The organism is Pantoea sp. Mb-10, from assembly GCF_021272205.1.
GTDB lineage: Bacteria > Pseudomonadota > Gammaproteobacteria > Enterobacterales > Enterobacteriaceae > Pantoea.
Genome location: NZ_JAJSDX010000002.1, coordinates 453981 through 468076, shown reverse-complemented (window position 1 = coordinate 468076; position 14096 = coordinate 453981). Strand labels below are relative to the sequence as shown.

The 14096-nt window shown below is 58.5% G+C and carries 16 protein-coding genes and 1 other annotated feature; of the genes, 14 read left to right on the top strand and 2 right to left on the bottom strand.

Features of this window, described 5'->3' with window-relative positions; all coding sequences use genetic code 11:
- Nucleotides 1-95 precede the first annotated feature (95 nt).
- Nucleotides 96-1514, bottom strand: coding sequence for a glutamine synthetase family protein (locus tag LU196_RS05415; protein ID WP_232759762.1), 1419 nt, complete (start codon nucleotides 1512-1514; stop codon nucleotides 96-98).
- 208 nt (nucleotides 1515-1722) lie between these two features.
- Here LU196_RS05415 and puuD point away from each other — a divergent pair, with 208 nt between their 5' ends.
- Genes puuD through LU196_RS05400 form a run of 3 tightly spaced genes read left to right on the top strand, consistent with a single transcriptional unit; the run spans nucleotide 1723 to nucleotide 4349 of the window.
- Nucleotides 1723-2490 carry a gamma-glutamyl-gamma-aminobutyrate hydrolase gene (gene puuD, locus LU196_RS05410; RefSeq protein ID WP_232759634.1) on the top strand — a complete coding sequence of 256 codons (768 nt, stop codon included), beginning with the start codon at nucleotides 1723-1725 and terminating at the stop codon, nucleotides 2488-2490.
- On the top strand, nucleotides 2483-3040 hold the full coding sequence (puuR, locus tag LU196_RS05405) for an HTH-type transcriptional regulator PuuR (protein WP_232759633.1): 558 nt from the start codon (nucleotides 2483-2485) through the stop codon (nucleotides 3038-3040). Before puuD ends, puuR begins: the two co-directional genes overlap by 8 nt.
- 31 nt (nucleotides 3041-3071) lie before the next feature.
- A complete protein-coding gene (locus LU196_RS05400) occupies nucleotides 3072-4349 on the top strand; it encodes an FAD-binding oxidoreductase (protein WP_232759632.1) in 1278 nt (425 codons plus the stop codon).
- Between the two features lie 27 nt (nucleotides 4350-4376).
- Here the strand turns inward: LU196_RS05400 and LU196_RS05395 are convergent, their stop codons facing one another.
- A complete protein-coding gene (locus LU196_RS05395) occupies nucleotides 4377-5204 on the bottom strand; it encodes an SDR family oxidoreductase (protein WP_232759631.1) in 828 nt (275 codons plus the stop codon).
- A gap of 177 nt (nucleotides 5205-5381) precedes the next feature.
- On the opposite strand from LU196_RS05395, the gene hisL reads away from it, so the two are divergent.
- The 11 genes from hisL (at nucleotide 5382) to LU196_RS05340 (ending at nucleotide 14015) form a co-directional block, all read left to right on the top strand.
- On the top strand, nucleotides 5382-5429 hold the full coding sequence (hisL, locus tag LU196_RS05390) for a his operon leader peptide (protein WP_232759761.1): 48 nt from the start codon (nucleotides 5382-5384) through the stop codon (nucleotides 5427-5429).
- Nucleotides 5405-5527 (top strand) — a sequence feature (His leader region). (Overlaps the previous gene by 25 nt.)
- 53 nt (nucleotides 5528-5580) lie before the next feature.
- The gene (hisG, locus tag LU196_RS05385; protein WP_232759630.1) at nucleotides 5581-6480 is read left to right on the top strand and encodes an ATP phosphoribosyltransferase; all 900 of its coding nucleotides are present in this window, start codon (nucleotides 5581-5583) and stop codon (nucleotides 6478-6480) included.
- Between the two features lie 3 nt (nucleotides 6481-6483).
- Nucleotides 6484-7791 carry a histidinol dehydrogenase gene (gene hisD / locus LU196_RS05380; protein ID WP_232759629.1) on the top strand — a complete coding sequence of 436 codons (1308 nt, stop codon included), beginning with the start codon at nucleotides 6484-6486 and terminating at the stop codon, nucleotides 7789-7791.
- Nucleotides 7788-8864, top strand: coding sequence for a histidinol-phosphate transaminase (gene hisC / locus LU196_RS05375; protein ID WP_232759628.1), 1077 nt, complete (start codon nucleotides 7788-7790; stop codon nucleotides 8862-8864). The genes hisD and hisC overlap by 4 nt, the downstream gene beginning before the upstream one ends.
- Complete coding sequence (hisB, locus tag LU196_RS05370) at nucleotides 8861-9928, top strand: bifunctional histidinol-phosphatase/imidazoleglycerol-phosphate dehydratase HisB (protein ID WP_232759627.1); 1068 nt, start codon at nucleotides 8861-8863, stop codon at nucleotides 9926-9928. Before hisC ends, hisB begins: the two co-directional genes overlap by 4 nt.
- Nucleotides 9928-10518, top strand: a complete 591-nt coding sequence (hisH, locus tag LU196_RS05365) for an imidazole glycerol phosphate synthase subunit HisH (protein ID WP_232759626.1) — start codon at nucleotides 9928-9930, stop codon at nucleotides 10516-10518. Before hisB ends, hisH begins: the two co-directional genes overlap by 1 nt.
- Nucleotides 10518-11255, top strand: a complete 738-nt coding sequence (hisA, locus tag LU196_RS05360) for a 1-(5-phosphoribosyl)-5-[(5-phosphoribosylamino)methylideneamino]imidazole-4-carboxamide isomerase (RefSeq protein ID WP_232759625.1) — start codon at nucleotides 10518-10520, stop codon at nucleotides 11253-11255. Before hisH ends, hisA begins: the two co-directional genes overlap by 1 nt.
- Complete coding sequence (hisF, locus tag LU196_RS05355) at nucleotides 11237-12013, top strand: imidazole glycerol phosphate synthase subunit HisF (protein WP_232759624.1); 777 nt, start codon at nucleotides 11237-11239, stop codon at nucleotides 12011-12013. Before hisA ends, hisF begins: the two co-directional genes overlap by 19 nt.
- Complete coding sequence (gene hisIE / locus LU196_RS05350) at nucleotides 12007-12618, top strand: bifunctional phosphoribosyl-AMP cyclohydrolase/phosphoribosyl-ATP diphosphatase HisIE (RefSeq protein WP_232759623.1); 612 nt, start codon at nucleotides 12007-12009, stop codon at nucleotides 12616-12618. Before hisF ends, hisIE begins: the two co-directional genes overlap by 7 nt.
- A 59-nt stretch (nucleotides 12619-12677) precedes the next feature.
- Nucleotides 12678-13154, top strand: coding sequence for a YbaK/prolyl-tRNA synthetase associated domain-containing protein (locus tag LU196_RS05345; RefSeq protein WP_232759622.1), 477 nt, complete (start codon nucleotides 12678-12680; stop codon nucleotides 13152-13154).
- Between the two features lie 63 nt (nucleotides 13155-13217).
- Nucleotides 13218-14015, top strand: a complete 798-nt coding sequence (locus LU196_RS05340) for an ABC transporter substrate-binding protein (RefSeq protein WP_232759621.1) — start codon at nucleotides 13218-13220, stop codon at nucleotides 14013-14015.
- Nucleotides 14016-14096: the final 81 nt, after the last annotated feature.

Sequence of the window (14096 nt, the reverse complement as noted above, 5' to 3'; positions counted from 1 at the left end):
GGGATAAGCGTCGGTTATTTCTCTGTTTTGCAGGGGGCGTATTCTGCCCCAAAATGGGCCTGCGGCACAAGATGTCAGGGACAATCTTCTGCTGATCAGGCGTTCTTTAACATCCAGTCGATTTCGGTAGCGGTGATAAGCCGTTCAAACTGCGCCAGTTCATAGGCTTTACAGCTTTGCCATACCCGACTGAAGCGTTCGCCGAGCAGTTTCTGCAGCGGATAACTGCTCTCAAACTCATACAACGCGTCGCTCTGACGCGTTGGCAAGGCGAGCCCTTCCGCTTCATGGCCATTTCCTGTCACCGCATGCGGTAAAGGTAGCTGATTATCCAGACCGTGCAAAATTCCGGCAAGAATAGTTGCCATCACCAGGTACGGATTGGCATCCGCACCGGCAACCCGATACTCCACGCGGCGGTTTTCCATTTCACCGCAAGGGATGCGCAGCGCCACGGTGCGGTTATTATGCCCCCATGACGCATGCAGCGGTACGTAGGCATCCGGCAGGAAGCGCCGATAAGCGTTGACGTTGGGCGCCAGTAATGCCATTGACGCAGGCATCAGGTTGACCATGCCGGCCAGTGCGCGCTTCATCAGCGGGGAGTCGCTGCCGTCGTCGAGCGCAAACGCGTTGTGGTCGGCCGCATCCAGCATGCTGATATGCACATGCATGCCGCTACCCGCGTATTCTTCATAGGGCTTCGCCATAAAGGTGGCGGTCATGCCGTGGTTTTCGGCCACCTGGCGCACCAGTCTTTTCAGCAGAATGGCGTGATCGCACGCTTTTAACACATCGCGCGTATGGTGCAGGTTGATCTCGAACTGCCCCGGTGAGGCTTCGGCCAGCGCGCCATCGGCGGGAATCCCCTGCTGTTTGGCCAGATCGTCGATGTCACGCAGCACATCGGCAAAATGGTCGAGATTATCCACAGAATAGACTTGGCTCTGCATGTTGCGCTCATCGCTGCCGGGTGCACACGGTGGCTGGATATAACCTTCGGCGTCGCGCTTTTTGTCCACCAGATAGAACTCCAGCTCTACCGCTACCACCGGAAACAATCCGCGATTGCGCAGCTGTTGCCACAACCGATTCAGGACATTCCGGGGTTCAACGTCAAAGGGAGTACCATCTTGGTTACACATGGTCAGCAGGAGCTGCGCAATACGCTGCGGATCGGCGGCGGAGGGCATCAAGGTGCCAGGCACGGGAAGACAGAGATTATCGGGTTCACCTAAAGATTGTCCAAGCCCCGCCTCTTCGACGGTATTGCCGAGAATGTCCATGGCAAATACAGAAGCAGGAAAATAACAGCCCTTTTCCAGCTTGGCCAACGCGGAGACGGGGATACGTTTGCCGCGAAAAACCCCATTGAGATCGTTCAGAAGGATATCGACATACTGCGTTTCAGGATGGCGTTCCAGCCAGGTTTCAACTTCCAGCTGGAACGCGCTGGTTCGTTTCTCTTCACTGTGTCGCGTGAAGTCTTCTACTTCTACGAGGTTCGTCATGATCCACCCGCCCTATACCGTTGATGGGAGATTGCACGTTGCTCAAAATAACAGCCACTCATCTAACATAGCGCTAACCCAAATGGTGTGCAAATGTAACAAATCAGTTTGAAAAATCGGCAGCTTGCTTGCTAGATTGACAGTTTATTGCACACTTTTACCTGTATCGGCTCATTCTGGCGAAAATATTGAACAGCAGCCCGGAGGCGTAATGGGCATTATTTTTGACAAACCCTTGATTGGCGTAGTGATGTGCCAGAATCTACTGGGCGCGCATCCTGCTCAAACGCTTCACAATAAATACCTTGATGCCATTGTCATGGCAGGCGGGTTGCCCCTGCCTTTGCCCCATCAGCTGATGCAGGCTCCCGATCTATTAGAAAACAGTATTACGCTGCTGGACGGTATCTTGCTGCCCGGCAGTCCCAGCAATATCGAGCCCTGGCATTACGGTGAAAGCGGCGAGGAAGCGGATGCCGACCCGGCACGCGATCGCATGGCCTTCGCGCTGATTACTCACGCGATAGGAAAAAAAATGCCGCTATTCGGCATTTGTCGCGGCCTGCAGGAGATAGTGGTCACCAACGGCGGCGCGCTGCATCGCCAGCTGCATACCCTCGGGCATTATCAAGACCATCGCGAAAACAAAACGCTGCCGCTAGCCGAGCAGTACGCAGCGGCTCACGCGGTACAGCCAGTGCACGGCGGCGTACTCCACACGGTGTTGGGCAGCGAGGCGCCGTTTGAGGTGAACTCCCTACACGCACAGGGCATTCGCGCACTGGGACCACAGTTGCAGGCAGAAGCGCACGCCCTTGATGGGTTAATTGAGGCGGTAAGCGTTCGGCATCATCCCTTTGCGTTGGCGGTGCAGTGGCATCCCGAGTGGCGCTCGCAGGACAATCCGGTTTCTCAACGTCTGTTTGCGGCTTTTATTCAAGCGGCCCGCGGCTATCACAAGGAAAACAGCCATGACTGACGCCTCCCTGGCCCCCGGACGACGTCTGGCGCAGCTGCGTCAATCGCTGGGTTTGTCGCAGCGTCGCGCAGCTGAACTGGCGGGATTGACCCACAGCGCCATCAGTACTATCGAGCAGGACAAAGTGAGTCCGGCCCTGAGCACGCTGCAAAAACTGCTGAAAGTGTATGGGCTGTCGCTGTCAGAGTTTTTTTCAGAGCAAAAAGTGAATCAAACGCCGCGCGTCATTGTGCGCCCGGAGGAGTGCGTTGAGATAGGCAGCCAGGGTGTGTCGCTGCGCCTGATTGATAACGGTGCCAAAAACCGCGCGCTGGCGATGCTGGTGGAGCGGTATGAGCCGGGAGCCAGTACCGGTGAGAAGCTGCGTCATCCGGGCGAGGAGACCGGTACGGTGCTGGAAGGCGAGATCACGCTGGTAGTGAACGGCGAGCGCTATAAGCTCGGGCAGGGTGAAAGTTACGTTATTGATACCGGTCTGCCGCACAGTTTTACCAATATGTCCGATCGGCCTTGCCGCATTATTAGCGCGCATTCGCCGGCAACGTTCTGATGGCCTGCGCATTGCGCATAAGGAGAATGGGATGCACCACGTGGACAGTTACTACGCCGCAACGGCGAATCAGCACGCCCCTTGGTCGGAACTGCAAGACGCGATTCAGTGTGATGTCTGCATTATCGGCGGCGGCTTTACCGGTCTCTCCTCGGCGCTGTTTTTGACCGAGGCGGGCTACGATGTCGTGGTGCTGGAAGCGGCCCGCATTGGCTTCGGCGCCAGTGGACGCAACGGCGGTCAGGTGGTGAACTCCTACAGCCGCGACGTGGACGTGATTGCGCAGCGCTACGGCAGCGATGTCGCAAAGATGCTGGGCAGCATGATGTTTGAGGGGGCCGAGATCATTCGCGATCGCATTGATCGCTATGCCATCGCCTGCGACTACCGCCCCGGCGGCATTTTTGCGGCGCTCAATCAGCGTCAGATGGGCCACCTGCGCAATCAAAAAGCCAACTGGGCACGCTATGGCAATCACGATCTGGAGCTGCTGGATGAGCGCGCCATCCGCCGAGAAGTGGCCAGCGAGCGTTACGTTGGGGGCCTGCTGGATCGCCGCGGCGGCCATCTTCATCCCCTCAATCTGGCGCTGGGAGAAGCGGAAGCCATCCGGCGCCACGGCGGACGCATTTTTGAGCAGTCGGCTGCCATCTCCGTCCACTACGGCGCGCCACATCGGGTGACAACCGCGAAAGGCGAAGTCAGCGCCACCTTCGTCATTTTCGCCGGCAATGCCTATCTTCCTTCAGCGCTGGAGCCGCGCTTAAGCCGCAAAAGCATGCCGTGCGGTTCACAGATTATCACCACGGAGCCGCTGAGCCGCGACCAGGCGCTGACGCTGCTGCCCAATAACTATTGCGTTGAGGACTGTAACTATCTGTTGGACTATTTCCGCCTGACCGCCGACAACCGGCTGCTGTATGGCGGCGGCGTGGTGTATGGCGCCCGCGATCCCGGGGACATCGACGCGCTGATTCTCCCCAAACTGCTGCGCACCTTCCCTCAGCTGCAGGACGTGAAAATCAGTCATCGCTGGAGCGGCAATTTCCTGCTCACGCTGTCGCGCATGCCGCAGTTCGGGCAGTTGGAAAAGAATGTGTTCTTTATGCAGGGGGACAGCGGACACGGCGTTACCTGCACCCACCTCTCCGGTAAACTGATTGCTGAAGTGCTGCGCGGTCATGCAGAACGCTTTGATGCCTTCGCCAGGCTGCCGCATCTGCCCTTCCCGGGCGGACGCCGCTTCAAGGTGCCGCTCACCGCCATGGGCGCGGCGTGGTATGCGCTGCGCGATCGGTTAGGCGTGTAGCACCAGACCAAGAGATGAACATGCCGCTCACCCCAGCGGCATGTTCATGGGATCGGCATAGCTGTATTCGAAGCCCAGCTCATTGCAGATTTTGGTGCCATCGATAATTTTGCCGCCAGAGGGCGCGGATTCCGGCGCAAATGTCGGCGGTTGCAGCCCGAGCTTTTTGGTGACGAACGGATAGAAATCGGCGCGCGACGGGTGCTTGGGTGCGCTTAAATTGTAGATCCGGCCGCCTTTCGGCGACTGCAGCAGCAGGATAATGGCGTCAACCACATCGTCAAGGTGGACCAAATTGACGGCGTGGCTGCCGTTTTCAAGGTGGGTTTTTCCGGCAAGAAAGCGTCCCGGATGGCGATTAGGCCCCACCAGTCCTGAGAGACGCAAAATGTCGACGCCGATGCCGGGCAGATCGTGCAGCCAGTTTTCCAGTTCCACCAGCGTCTTACCGGCAACGGTTTCGGGGTGCAGCGCGCTGTGCTCTTTCATGACGCCCGCACTTCCGCCATAGACCGAGGTTGAGCTGGTAAAGACAATGCGCGGTACCTTGTGCGCCAGCGCCGTATCCACCACGTTTTGTACCGCCTGCAGATACGCCTCACTGCCCTGTACGGTACGGCTGGCAGGTAGCGTTACCACCAGCGCGTCGACGCTCATCAGCGCGTCCAAATCGTCGGCTTCACAGGTGATTTCCGGCGTGAGCACCAGCAGTTTCGCATCAATACCGCAGCGGCGCGCGGCGTCGACACCATCGGGCGAGGTTTTAGTGCCGCTGACCTGCCAGCCGCGTGCGGATAAGGCCATCGCCAACGGCATACCCAGCCATCCCAGCCCCAGAATCGCTACTTTTTTCATGTTCTCTCCTGCTTAAGCGCCAATAACGCCCATCATAGTGCCCGGTTGTGTACCAAACCAGCGCAAACTGTTGCGGAAGGTTCCGGAAACTGACCTTAAAAAAGGGTTGCTAAGTGCGGTTATCTTCGTTAGGTTAATCAGCACGCAAATGAATAGCCATTCAGCAACGGAATTTTTATGACTCGCACTCAGTTTAACCATCATCACCACCATCACCCTGACTAGTCTTTCAGGCGATGTGTGCTGGGAGACGTTCAGGATCTTCCAGCGGCGCGAGTCAAAAAGAGAGCCCCCGGAAGATCGTCTTCCGGGGGTTTTTTTATGGGCTGACGCGAACCACCCTTTTCAGACAGGACAGAAGCAGAGGACAGGAACCATGTTAGATAACACCCGTTTACGCATAGCTATGCAGAAATCTGGCCGTTTAAGCGATGAATCACGCGAACTGCTGGCGCGCTGCGGCATCAAGATTAACCTTCAGCAACAGCGCCTGATTGCGTTTGCGGAGAACATGCCGATCGATATCCTGCGCGTGCGCGATGACGATATCCCCGGCCTGGTGATGGATGGCGTCGTGGATTTGGGCATTGTGGGCGAAAACGTGCTGGAAGAAGAGCTGTTAGATCGCCGTGCCCAAGGGGAAGACCCGCGCTATTTTACCCTGCGCCGCCTCGACTTCGGCGGCTGCCGCTTGTCGCTGGCGATGCCGGTTGACGCCGAGTACACCGGCCCGCAGTGCCTGAACAACGCACGCATTGCCACCTCTTATCCGCACCTGCTGAAAAAATATCTCGATAAACAAGGCGTGGCCTTTAAATCCTGCCTGCTCAACGGCTCGGTGGAAGTGGCCCCGCGTGCGGGTCTGGCCGATGCCATTTGCGATCTTGTCTCCACCGGCGCCACGCTGGAAGCCAACGGCCTGCGCGAAGTGGACGTCATTTACCGCTCTAAAGCGGTGCTGATTCAGCGCGACGGCGAATTGCCAGCCGCCAAGCAGGAGCTGGTGGATAAGCTGATGACGCGTATTCAGGGTGTGATCAAAGCGCGTGAATCGAAATACATCATGCTGCACGCGCCCAGCGAGCGGCTTGAAGAGGTGATTGCGCTGCTGCCGGGTGCCGAGCGCCCCACCGTGCTGCCGCTGGCTGGCGAAGTCAGCCGCGTGGCAATGCACATGGTGAGCAGCGAAACGCTGTTCTGGGAAACCATGGAAAAGCTCAAAGCGCTGGGCGCCAGCTCGATTCTCGTGTTACCCATTGAAAAAATGTTGGAGTGATCGATGAGCACAGTAATGACTCCGCTTGTTTGGCAGCAGTGCAGCGCCGAACAGCAGCAGGCGCTGCTGCAGCGTCCGGCGATTTCCGCCTCGGCCAGCATCAGTGAAACGGTGCAAAGCGTCTTGCGTCAGGTTAACGTCGAGGGCGATGCCGCGCTGCGTGAATTGAGCGCCCGCTTCGATAAGGCGCAGGTCGAAAACCTGCGCGTCAGCGCAGACGAGATGCAGGCCGCAGGCGATCGCCTGAGTAATACGCTGAAAGACGCGATGGCCGTGGCCGTGAAAAATATCGAAACCTTCCACAACGCGCAGGTTCTGGCGCCGGTGGAGGTGGAAACCCAGCCCGGCGTCCGCTGCCAACAGCTCACCCGCCCGGTGCGCTCCGTGGGCCTGTATATTCCCGGCGGCTCAGCGCCGCTGTTCTCAACCGTGCTGATGCTGGCCACGCCTGCGCGCATTGCCGGCTGCGGTCGCGTGGTGCTCTGCTCACCGCCGCCGATTGCCGATGAGATCCTGTATGCCGCGCAGCTGTGCGGCGTCGAGGAAGTGTTTCAGGTCGGCGGCGCGCAGGCGATAGCCGCCATGGCCTTTGGTACCGAAACGGTACCGAAAGTCGATAAGATTTTCGGGCCGGGCAATGCCTGGGTCACCGAAGCCAAACGCCAGGTCAGCCAGCGCTTCGACGGCGCCGCCATTGATATGCCCGCCGGTCCATCTGAAGTGTTGGTGATTGCCGATGAGGGGGCGACACCCGCGTTCGTGGCCGCCGACCTGCTGTCGCAGGCGGAACACGGCCCCGACTCTCAGGTGATTCTCCTGACGCCTTCCTTGACGCTGGCCGAGGCCGTGGCGCGCGAAGTGGACGCCCAGCTGGCGCAGCTACCGCGAGCGGCCACCGCGCGCGAAGCGCTGGCAAGCAGCCGCCTCATTGTGGCGCAGGATTTAGCGCAGTGCGTCACCATCTCCAACCGTTATGGACCCGAGCACCTGATCATTCAGACGCGCCAACCGCGCGATCTGGTGGACGCCATCACCAGCGCCGGTTCGGTGTTCCTCGGTGACTGGTCGCCGGAATCGGCAGGCGATTACGCTTCTGGCACCAACCACGTGCTGCCGACCTACGGTTATACCGCCACCTGCTCCAGCCTCGGCGTTGCGGATTTTCAGAAGCGCATGACGGTGCAAGAGCTGACACCGCAGGGCTTCATGAATCTGGCCGCCACCATCGAGGCGCTGGCGGAGGCTGAACAGCTTGACGCCCACAAAAACGCCGTGACTCTGCGCGTTAGCGCCCTTAAGGAGCAAGCATGAGCCAGAATATTGACGCATTAGCCCGCGCCAACGTGCGCGCGCTCACGCCGTATCAATCGGCCCGCCGTCTTGGCGGCAATGGCGATGTCTGGCTAAATGCCAACGAGTTTCCGCTGCCGGTGCCCTTTGAGCTGTCGCAGCAAACGCTGAACCGCTATCCAGAATGCCAGCCTAAGCGCGTGATTGAGCGCTATGCCGCCTACGCCGGTCTGACTCCCGAGCAGGTATTGGTGAGCCGCGGCGCCGATGAGGGTATTGAACTGCTGATGCGCGCCTTCTGTGAACCTGGTCAGGACGCGATTCTGTTTTGCCCGCCGACCTACGGCATGTACAGCGTCAGCGCGGAAACCATCGGTATTGAATACCGCACGGTGCCAGCACTGGATAACTGGCAGCTGAACCTGCCGGCCATCGCCGCGCAGCTTGAGGGCGTCAAAGTAGTGTATCTGTGTAGCCCTAACAACCCCACCGGCAACCTGATCAATCCGGACGATATCCGCACGCTGCTGGCCATGACCGCGGGCAAAGCGCTGCTGGTGGCCGACGAGGCGTACATTGAGTTTTGCCCGGAGGCCACGCTGGCAGGCTGGCTCAAGGACTATCCGCATCTGGTCATTTTGCGCACCCTCTCTAAAGCGTTTGCGCTGGCGGGGCTGCGCTGCGGTTTTACGCTGGCCAACAAACCGGTGATTGACCTGTTGATGAAGGTGATTGCGCCCTACCCGCTCGCCACCCCGGTGGCCGATGTGGCTGGCCAGGCGTTGAGCGAGGAAGGCATCGCGCTGATGCGCGAGCACGTCCGCGAGCTGAACGCCAATCGCGCCTGGCTGCTGGAGCAGCTGCCGCAGCTGGCGGTGGTGCAGCAGGTCTTCGCCAGTGAAACGAACTATATTCTGGCGCGCTTCAGCGATTCCCCGAAGGTGTTTAAAACACTCTGGGATCAGGGCATTATTCTGCGCGACCAGAACAAAAACCCCGGCCTTGCGGGATGCTTGCGCATCTCCATTGGCACCCGCACTGAGTGTGAGCGCCTGATCGCCGCGCTACAGGCATTATCCGTGGAGCAAGCATGAGTCAAAAGACCCTTTTTATCGATCGCGATGGCACCCTGATTTCTGAGCCGCCCAGCGATTTTCAGGTAGACAGCATGGCGAAGCTGGCGTTTGAAAAAAACGCTATTCCAGCGCTGTTGGCGCTGCAACAGGCCGGTTATCAGCTGGTGATGATCACCAATCAGGACGGCTTGGGCACCGAGCGCTTTCCACAGGCCGATTTTGACGGCCCGCACAATCTGATGATGCAGATCCTGACGTCGCAAGGCATTCAGTTCAGCGACGTATTGATTTGCCCACACATGCCCGAGGAAGGCTGCGACTGCCGCAAACCCAAAACCAAAATGGTGGAAGCCTGGCTGGCGGAAGGCGTGCTTGATACCGCCAACAGCTATGTGATCGGCGATCGCCTCACTGATTTACAGCTGGCAGAAAATATGGGCATTCAGGGATTGCGCTATGGTCCTGAGGGCAGCGATTGGGACGCCATTCAGCAGCAGCTGACGCGTCGTGACCGCTACGCACAAGTGAACCGCAACACCAAAGAGACGCAGATTCAAGTAGAGGTGTGGCTGGACCGCGAAGGCGGCAGCAAAATCAATACTGGCGTCGGCTTCTTTGACCATATGCTCGATCAGATTGCGGTGCACGGCGGTTTCCGCATGAACATTGATGTCAAAGGCGATCTCTATATCGACGATCACCACACGGTGGAAGATACCGGTCTGGCGTTGGGCGAGGCGCTGCTCAAGGCGCTGGGTGACAAACGTGGCATTGGTCGCTTCGGCTTCGTATTGCCGATGGATGAGTGCCTGGCGCGCTGCGCGCTGGATATTTCCGGTCGGCCACACCTCGAATTCAAAGCGGAATTTAGCTATCAGCGCGTCGGCGATCTCAGTACCGAAATGGTCGAGCACTTCTTTGGCTCGCTCTCCTACGCCATGATGAGCACGCTGCATCTTAAAACCAAGGGCAAAAACGATCACCACCGCGTGGAGAGCCTGTTTAAAGCCTTTGGCCGCACGCTGCGCCAGGCCATTCGCGTGGAAGGCAATACGCTGCCGAGTTCAAAAGGAGTGCTCTGATGAACGTGGTCATCCTGGATACCGGCTGCGCCAACCTCTCCTCGGTAAAATGGGCCATTGAGCGCCTCGGCTACACGCCTGCGGTCAGTCGCGATCCCGACGAGGTACTGCGCGCCGACAAGCTGCTGCTGCCCGGCGTCGGCACGGCGCAGGCGGCGATGAATCAGCTGGAAGAGCGAGAGCTGATTTCATTAATTAAAGCCTGCACCCAGCCCGTGCTAGGGATTTGTCTTGGCATGCAGCTGCTGGGGCGCGGCAGCGACGAGAACGGCGGCGTGAGCACGCTCGGCATTGTGAATGAACCCGTGTCGCTGATGGACACGCAGGGCTTACCGCTGCCGCATATGGGCTGGAATCAGATCACCGCTAAAGCGGGCCATCACCTGTTTCGTGATATTCCGGACGGCAGCTATTTCTACTTCGTGCACAGCTACGCTATGCCGGTCAATGCCGCAACCATCGCCCAGTGTGAATATGGTCTGCCCTTCACGGCCGCCCTACAGAAAGATAACTTCTTTGGCGTGCAGTTCCACCCGGAGCGATCGGGCAAAGCGGGCGCACAGCTGCTGAAAAATTTCCTGGAGATGTAATGATTATCCCCGCATTAGATTTGATCGACGGCAAAGTGGTGCGCCTGCATCAGGGCGACTACGGACAGCAGCGGGATTACGGCAGCGATCCGCTGCCGCGCCTGCAGGATTATGAGCGCCAGGGCGCAGAGCTGCTGCACTTGGTAGATTTAACCGGGGCCAAAGACCCCACACTGCGCCAGATTCCCTTGTTAACGAGCCTGCTGCGCGGCGTCACGGTGCCGGTGCAGGTCGGCGGCGGTATTCGTCAGCGCGATGACGTTGCCGCGCTGCTTGCCGCAGGTGCCAGCCGCGTGGTGGTGGGTTCCACCGCAGTGAAGAATCCCGCAGAGGTCAACGCGTGGTTTGCGGAATTTGGCCCCGATGCGATTGTGCTGGCGCTGGACGTGCGCATTGATGCGGCGCAGCGTAAAGAGGTCGCCATCAGCGGCTGGCAGGAAGCGGCGGGCGTGACGCTGGAAGAGGTTATTAGCTGGTATCAGCCGTCGGGCCTCAAGCACGTGCTGTGCACGGATATCTCGCGCGATGGCACGCTGAGCGGCTCGAATGTCGCGCTCTATCAGGACATCGCCGCCGCCTTCCCGGCCATTGCGTTTCAATCTTCTGGCGGCATCGGCTCGCTGGACGACATCGCCGCCCTGCGCGGCAGCGGTGCTCAGGGCGTGATTGTTGGTCGCGCGCTGCTGGAAGGCAAATTCAGCGTAACGGAGGCGATCTCATGCTGGCAAAACGGATAATTCCCTGCCTTGATGTGCGTGATGGGCAAGTGGTGAAAGGCGTACAGTTCCGCAACCACGAAATCATCGGCGATATCGTGCCGCTGGCACAGCGCTATGCCGCTGAAGGTGCCGACGAGCTGGTGTTTTACGATATCACCGCGTCGTCCGACGGTCGTGTGGTCGATAAAAGCTGGGTGTCGCGCGTGGCGGAAGTCATCGACATTCCTTTCTGCGTGGCGGGCGGCATCAAGAGCGCCGAGGACGCGGCGCGCATTTTGCAGTTTGGCGCCGACAAAATTTCCATTAACTCGCCGGCGCTGGCCGATCCCTCGCTGATTACGCGTCTGGCCGATCGCTTTGGCGTGCAGTGTATTGTGGTGGGCATTGATACCTGGTTTGACGAGGTCAGCGGTAAGTATCACGTTAACCAGTACACCGGTGATGAAGCACGCACCCGCGTAACCCAGTGGGAAACGCTCGACTGGGTGCAGGAAGTGCAAAAACGGGGCGCGGGTGAAATTGTCCTCAACATGATGAATCAGGACGGCGTCCGCAACGGCTATGATCTGGTGCAGCTCAAAAAAGTGCGTGACGTCTGTAAGGTGCCACTGATTGCCTCCGGCGGAGCGGGCACCATGCCGCATTTTCTTGACGCCTTCGAGCAGGCCAACGTGGACGGCGCGCTGGCCGCATCGGTGTTTCACAAACAAATAATTAATATCGGCGAGTTGAAAAACTTTTTGATCGCCAACGGGGTGGAGATTCGCGCGTGTTAACAGCAGAACAGCTGGCCAAACTGGATTGGGCCAAAACAGCGGGCATGATGCCTGTTATTGTGCAGCATCACGTCTCAGGCGAGGTGCTGATGCACGGGTACATGAATCACGATGCGCTGCAGAAAACGCTTAATGAAGGGCGTGTCACCTTCTTTTCACGTACCAAGAATCGCTTGTGGACCAAAGGCGAAAGCTCGGGGCATTTTTTGAATGTGGTGAGCATCACCCCCGACTGCGATAACGATACGCTGCTGGTGCTGGTTAATCCGATCGGCCCAACCTGCCATCTGGGTACCTCCAGCTGCTTCTCGCCCGCGTCACCGGACTGGACCTTCTTGTACCAGCTGGAGCAGCTGCTGGCTTCGCGTAAAAGTGCCGATCCCGAGAGTTCTTACACGGCGCGGCTTTACGCCAGTGGCACCAAGCGCATTGCGCAAAAAGTGGGTGAGGAAGGCGTTGAGACCGCGCTGGCCGCCACGGTGAACGATCGCCACGAGTTGACCAACGAAGCGTCCGATCTGCTGTATCACCTGATGGTGCTGCTGCAAGACCAGTCGCTGGATCTCAGCACGATCATCAATAACCTGCGCGCGCGTCATCAGTAATTCGACGCGTTGACGCCAGGGCGCACCCCGGTGCGCCTTTTTTATTTTCAGGAGCCGCGATGAACACCCATGAAAAATTACTCGACCTGCTCGACCGCCATCAGGCGCGCTATCGCGTGATGACGCATGAAGCCACCGGTAAATGCGAAGCGGTGGCGGCGATTCGCGGTACGGCGATCGGCCAGGGCGCGAAAGCATTGGTGTGCCACGTAAAAGGCAATGGCGTTAAGCAGCACGTGTTGGCAGTCCTGCCGGCCGATCGTCAGGCCGACCTGAGCAAAGTGGCGGCGGCAGTGGGTGGACGGCGCGCCTCGCTGGCCTCGCCAGCAGAGGTCGATGCCCTAACCGGCTGCGAATTTGGCGCCATTCCCCCGTTTAGCTTCCATCCCGCGTTGGCGCTGGTGGTGGACCCGCTGCTGTTTGAACGTTATGACGAGATTGCGTTTAACGCGGGCCGGCTGGATGCGTCCGTGGTACTTAACGTTGAGGATTATCGCGCGTTGCACAATGGTAACGTGATGAAAATAATCCTCTAATTGCCATCGCCGACAGCGGGCGTTACTCTGCGGTATTCGTATATCACAAGGAAGCTCCCGTTTATGGCACGTTCACGTTTTCCCGCACGCCTGCGTCAAACGCTGGCGATGACGCTGCTCGCAGGCTTAGCCTTTGGCACCCAGGCAAAGATTGAGCAGGTGCGCTTTGCCGTTGATCCCACCTATCCCCCGTTTGAGTCAAAAACGCCGAAAGGAGAACTGGTCGGCTTTGACATCGACTTAGGCAACGCGCTGTGCGCACAAATGCAGGCAAAATGCGTCTGGGTTGAAAGCCAGTTCGACGGCATGATCCCCGCGCTGAAAGCGCGCAAATTTGATGCGATCTTGTCCGATATGGGCATCACCGAGGAGCGCCTCAAGCAGATTGACTTCACCGTACCGCTTTACGACACGCACACCCAGTTGATTGCGCGGAAAGGCGCGGGCCTGCTGCCGACCGCCGCGTCGCTGAAGGGCAAAACCGTTGGCGTAGAACAGGGTACCGTTCAGGAGCGCTACGCGCGCGCCAAGTGGCAGCCAGCGGGCGTGCAGGTGGTGCCTTATGGCGATCAGGCGCAGGTGGAGAGCGATTTGGTTTCCGGCCGTCTTGACGCGGTGTTTACCGATGCTGCGCAGGCCGCCAACGGCTTTTTAAAGCATCCGCAGGGCAAGGATTTTGAGCTGGCAGGCCCGATCGTACAAGATCCGATTATTGGCCCCGGCACGGCCATCGGCCTGCGTAAAGGCGATACCGAATTGAAAACGGCGCTGGATAACGCGTTTGCTGAAATCAAGAAGAACGGCACATTCGATAAGCTGCAAAAAAAATACTTCGCCAACGACATTTCTATTCAGCCCTAACCGCATGGACGGCTTTTTGCCGTCCTTTTTTTTCGCAGCACTATAATTCTACTCATCAATTTGATTTGGCGTGATTGAGCC

What these genes read in the sequence shown, in the direction of transcription:
- puuD (WP_232759634.1), top strand. Translation starts at nt 1,723, where the DNA reads ATGGGCATTATTTTTGACAAACCCTTGATTGGCGTAGTGATGTGCCAG.
- puuR (WP_232759633.1), top strand. Translation starts at nt 2,483, where the DNA reads ATGACTGACGCCTCCCTGGCCCCCGGACGACGTCTGGCGCAGCTGCGT.
- LU196_RS05400 (WP_232759632.1), top strand. Translation starts at nt 3,072, where the DNA reads ATGCACCACGTGGACAGTTACTACGCCGCAACGGCGAATCAGCACGCC.
- LU196_RS05395 (WP_232759631.1), bottom strand. Translation starts at nt 5,204, where the DNA reads ATGAAAAAAGTAGCGATTCTGGGGCTGGGATGGCTGGGTATGCCGTTG.
- hisG (WP_232759630.1), top strand. Translation starts at nt 5,581, where the DNA reads ATGTTAGATAACACCCGTTTACGCATAGCTATGCAGAAATCTGGCCGT.
- hisD (WP_232759629.1), top strand. Translation starts at nt 6,484, where the DNA reads ATGAGCACAGTAATGACTCCGCTTGTTTGGCAGCAGTGCAGCGCCGAA.
- hisC (WP_232759628.1), top strand. Translation starts at nt 7,788, where the DNA reads ATGAGCCAGAATATTGACGCATTAGCCCGCGCCAACGTGCGCGCGCTC.
- hisB (WP_232759627.1), top strand. Translation starts at nt 8,861, where the DNA reads ATGAGTCAAAAGACCCTTTTTATCGATCGCGATGGCACCCTGATTTCT.
- hisH (WP_232759626.1), top strand. Translation starts at nt 9,928, where the DNA reads ATGAACGTGGTCATCCTGGATACCGGCTGCGCCAACCTCTCCTCGGTA.
- hisA (WP_232759625.1), top strand. Translation starts at nt 10,518, where the DNA reads ATGATTATCCCCGCATTAGATTTGATCGACGGCAAAGTGGTGCGCCTG.
- hisF (WP_232759624.1), top strand. Translation starts at nt 11,237, where the DNA reads ATGCTGGCAAAACGGATAATTCCCTGCCTTGATGTGCGTGATGGGCAA.
- LU196_RS05345 (WP_232759622.1), top strand. Translation starts at nt 12,678, where the DNA reads ATGAACACCCATGAAAAATTACTCGACCTGCTCGACCGCCATCAGGCG.
- LU196_RS05340 (WP_232759621.1), top strand. Translation starts at nt 13,218, where the DNA reads ATGGCACGTTCACGTTTTCCCGCACGCCTGCGTCAAACGCTGGCGATG.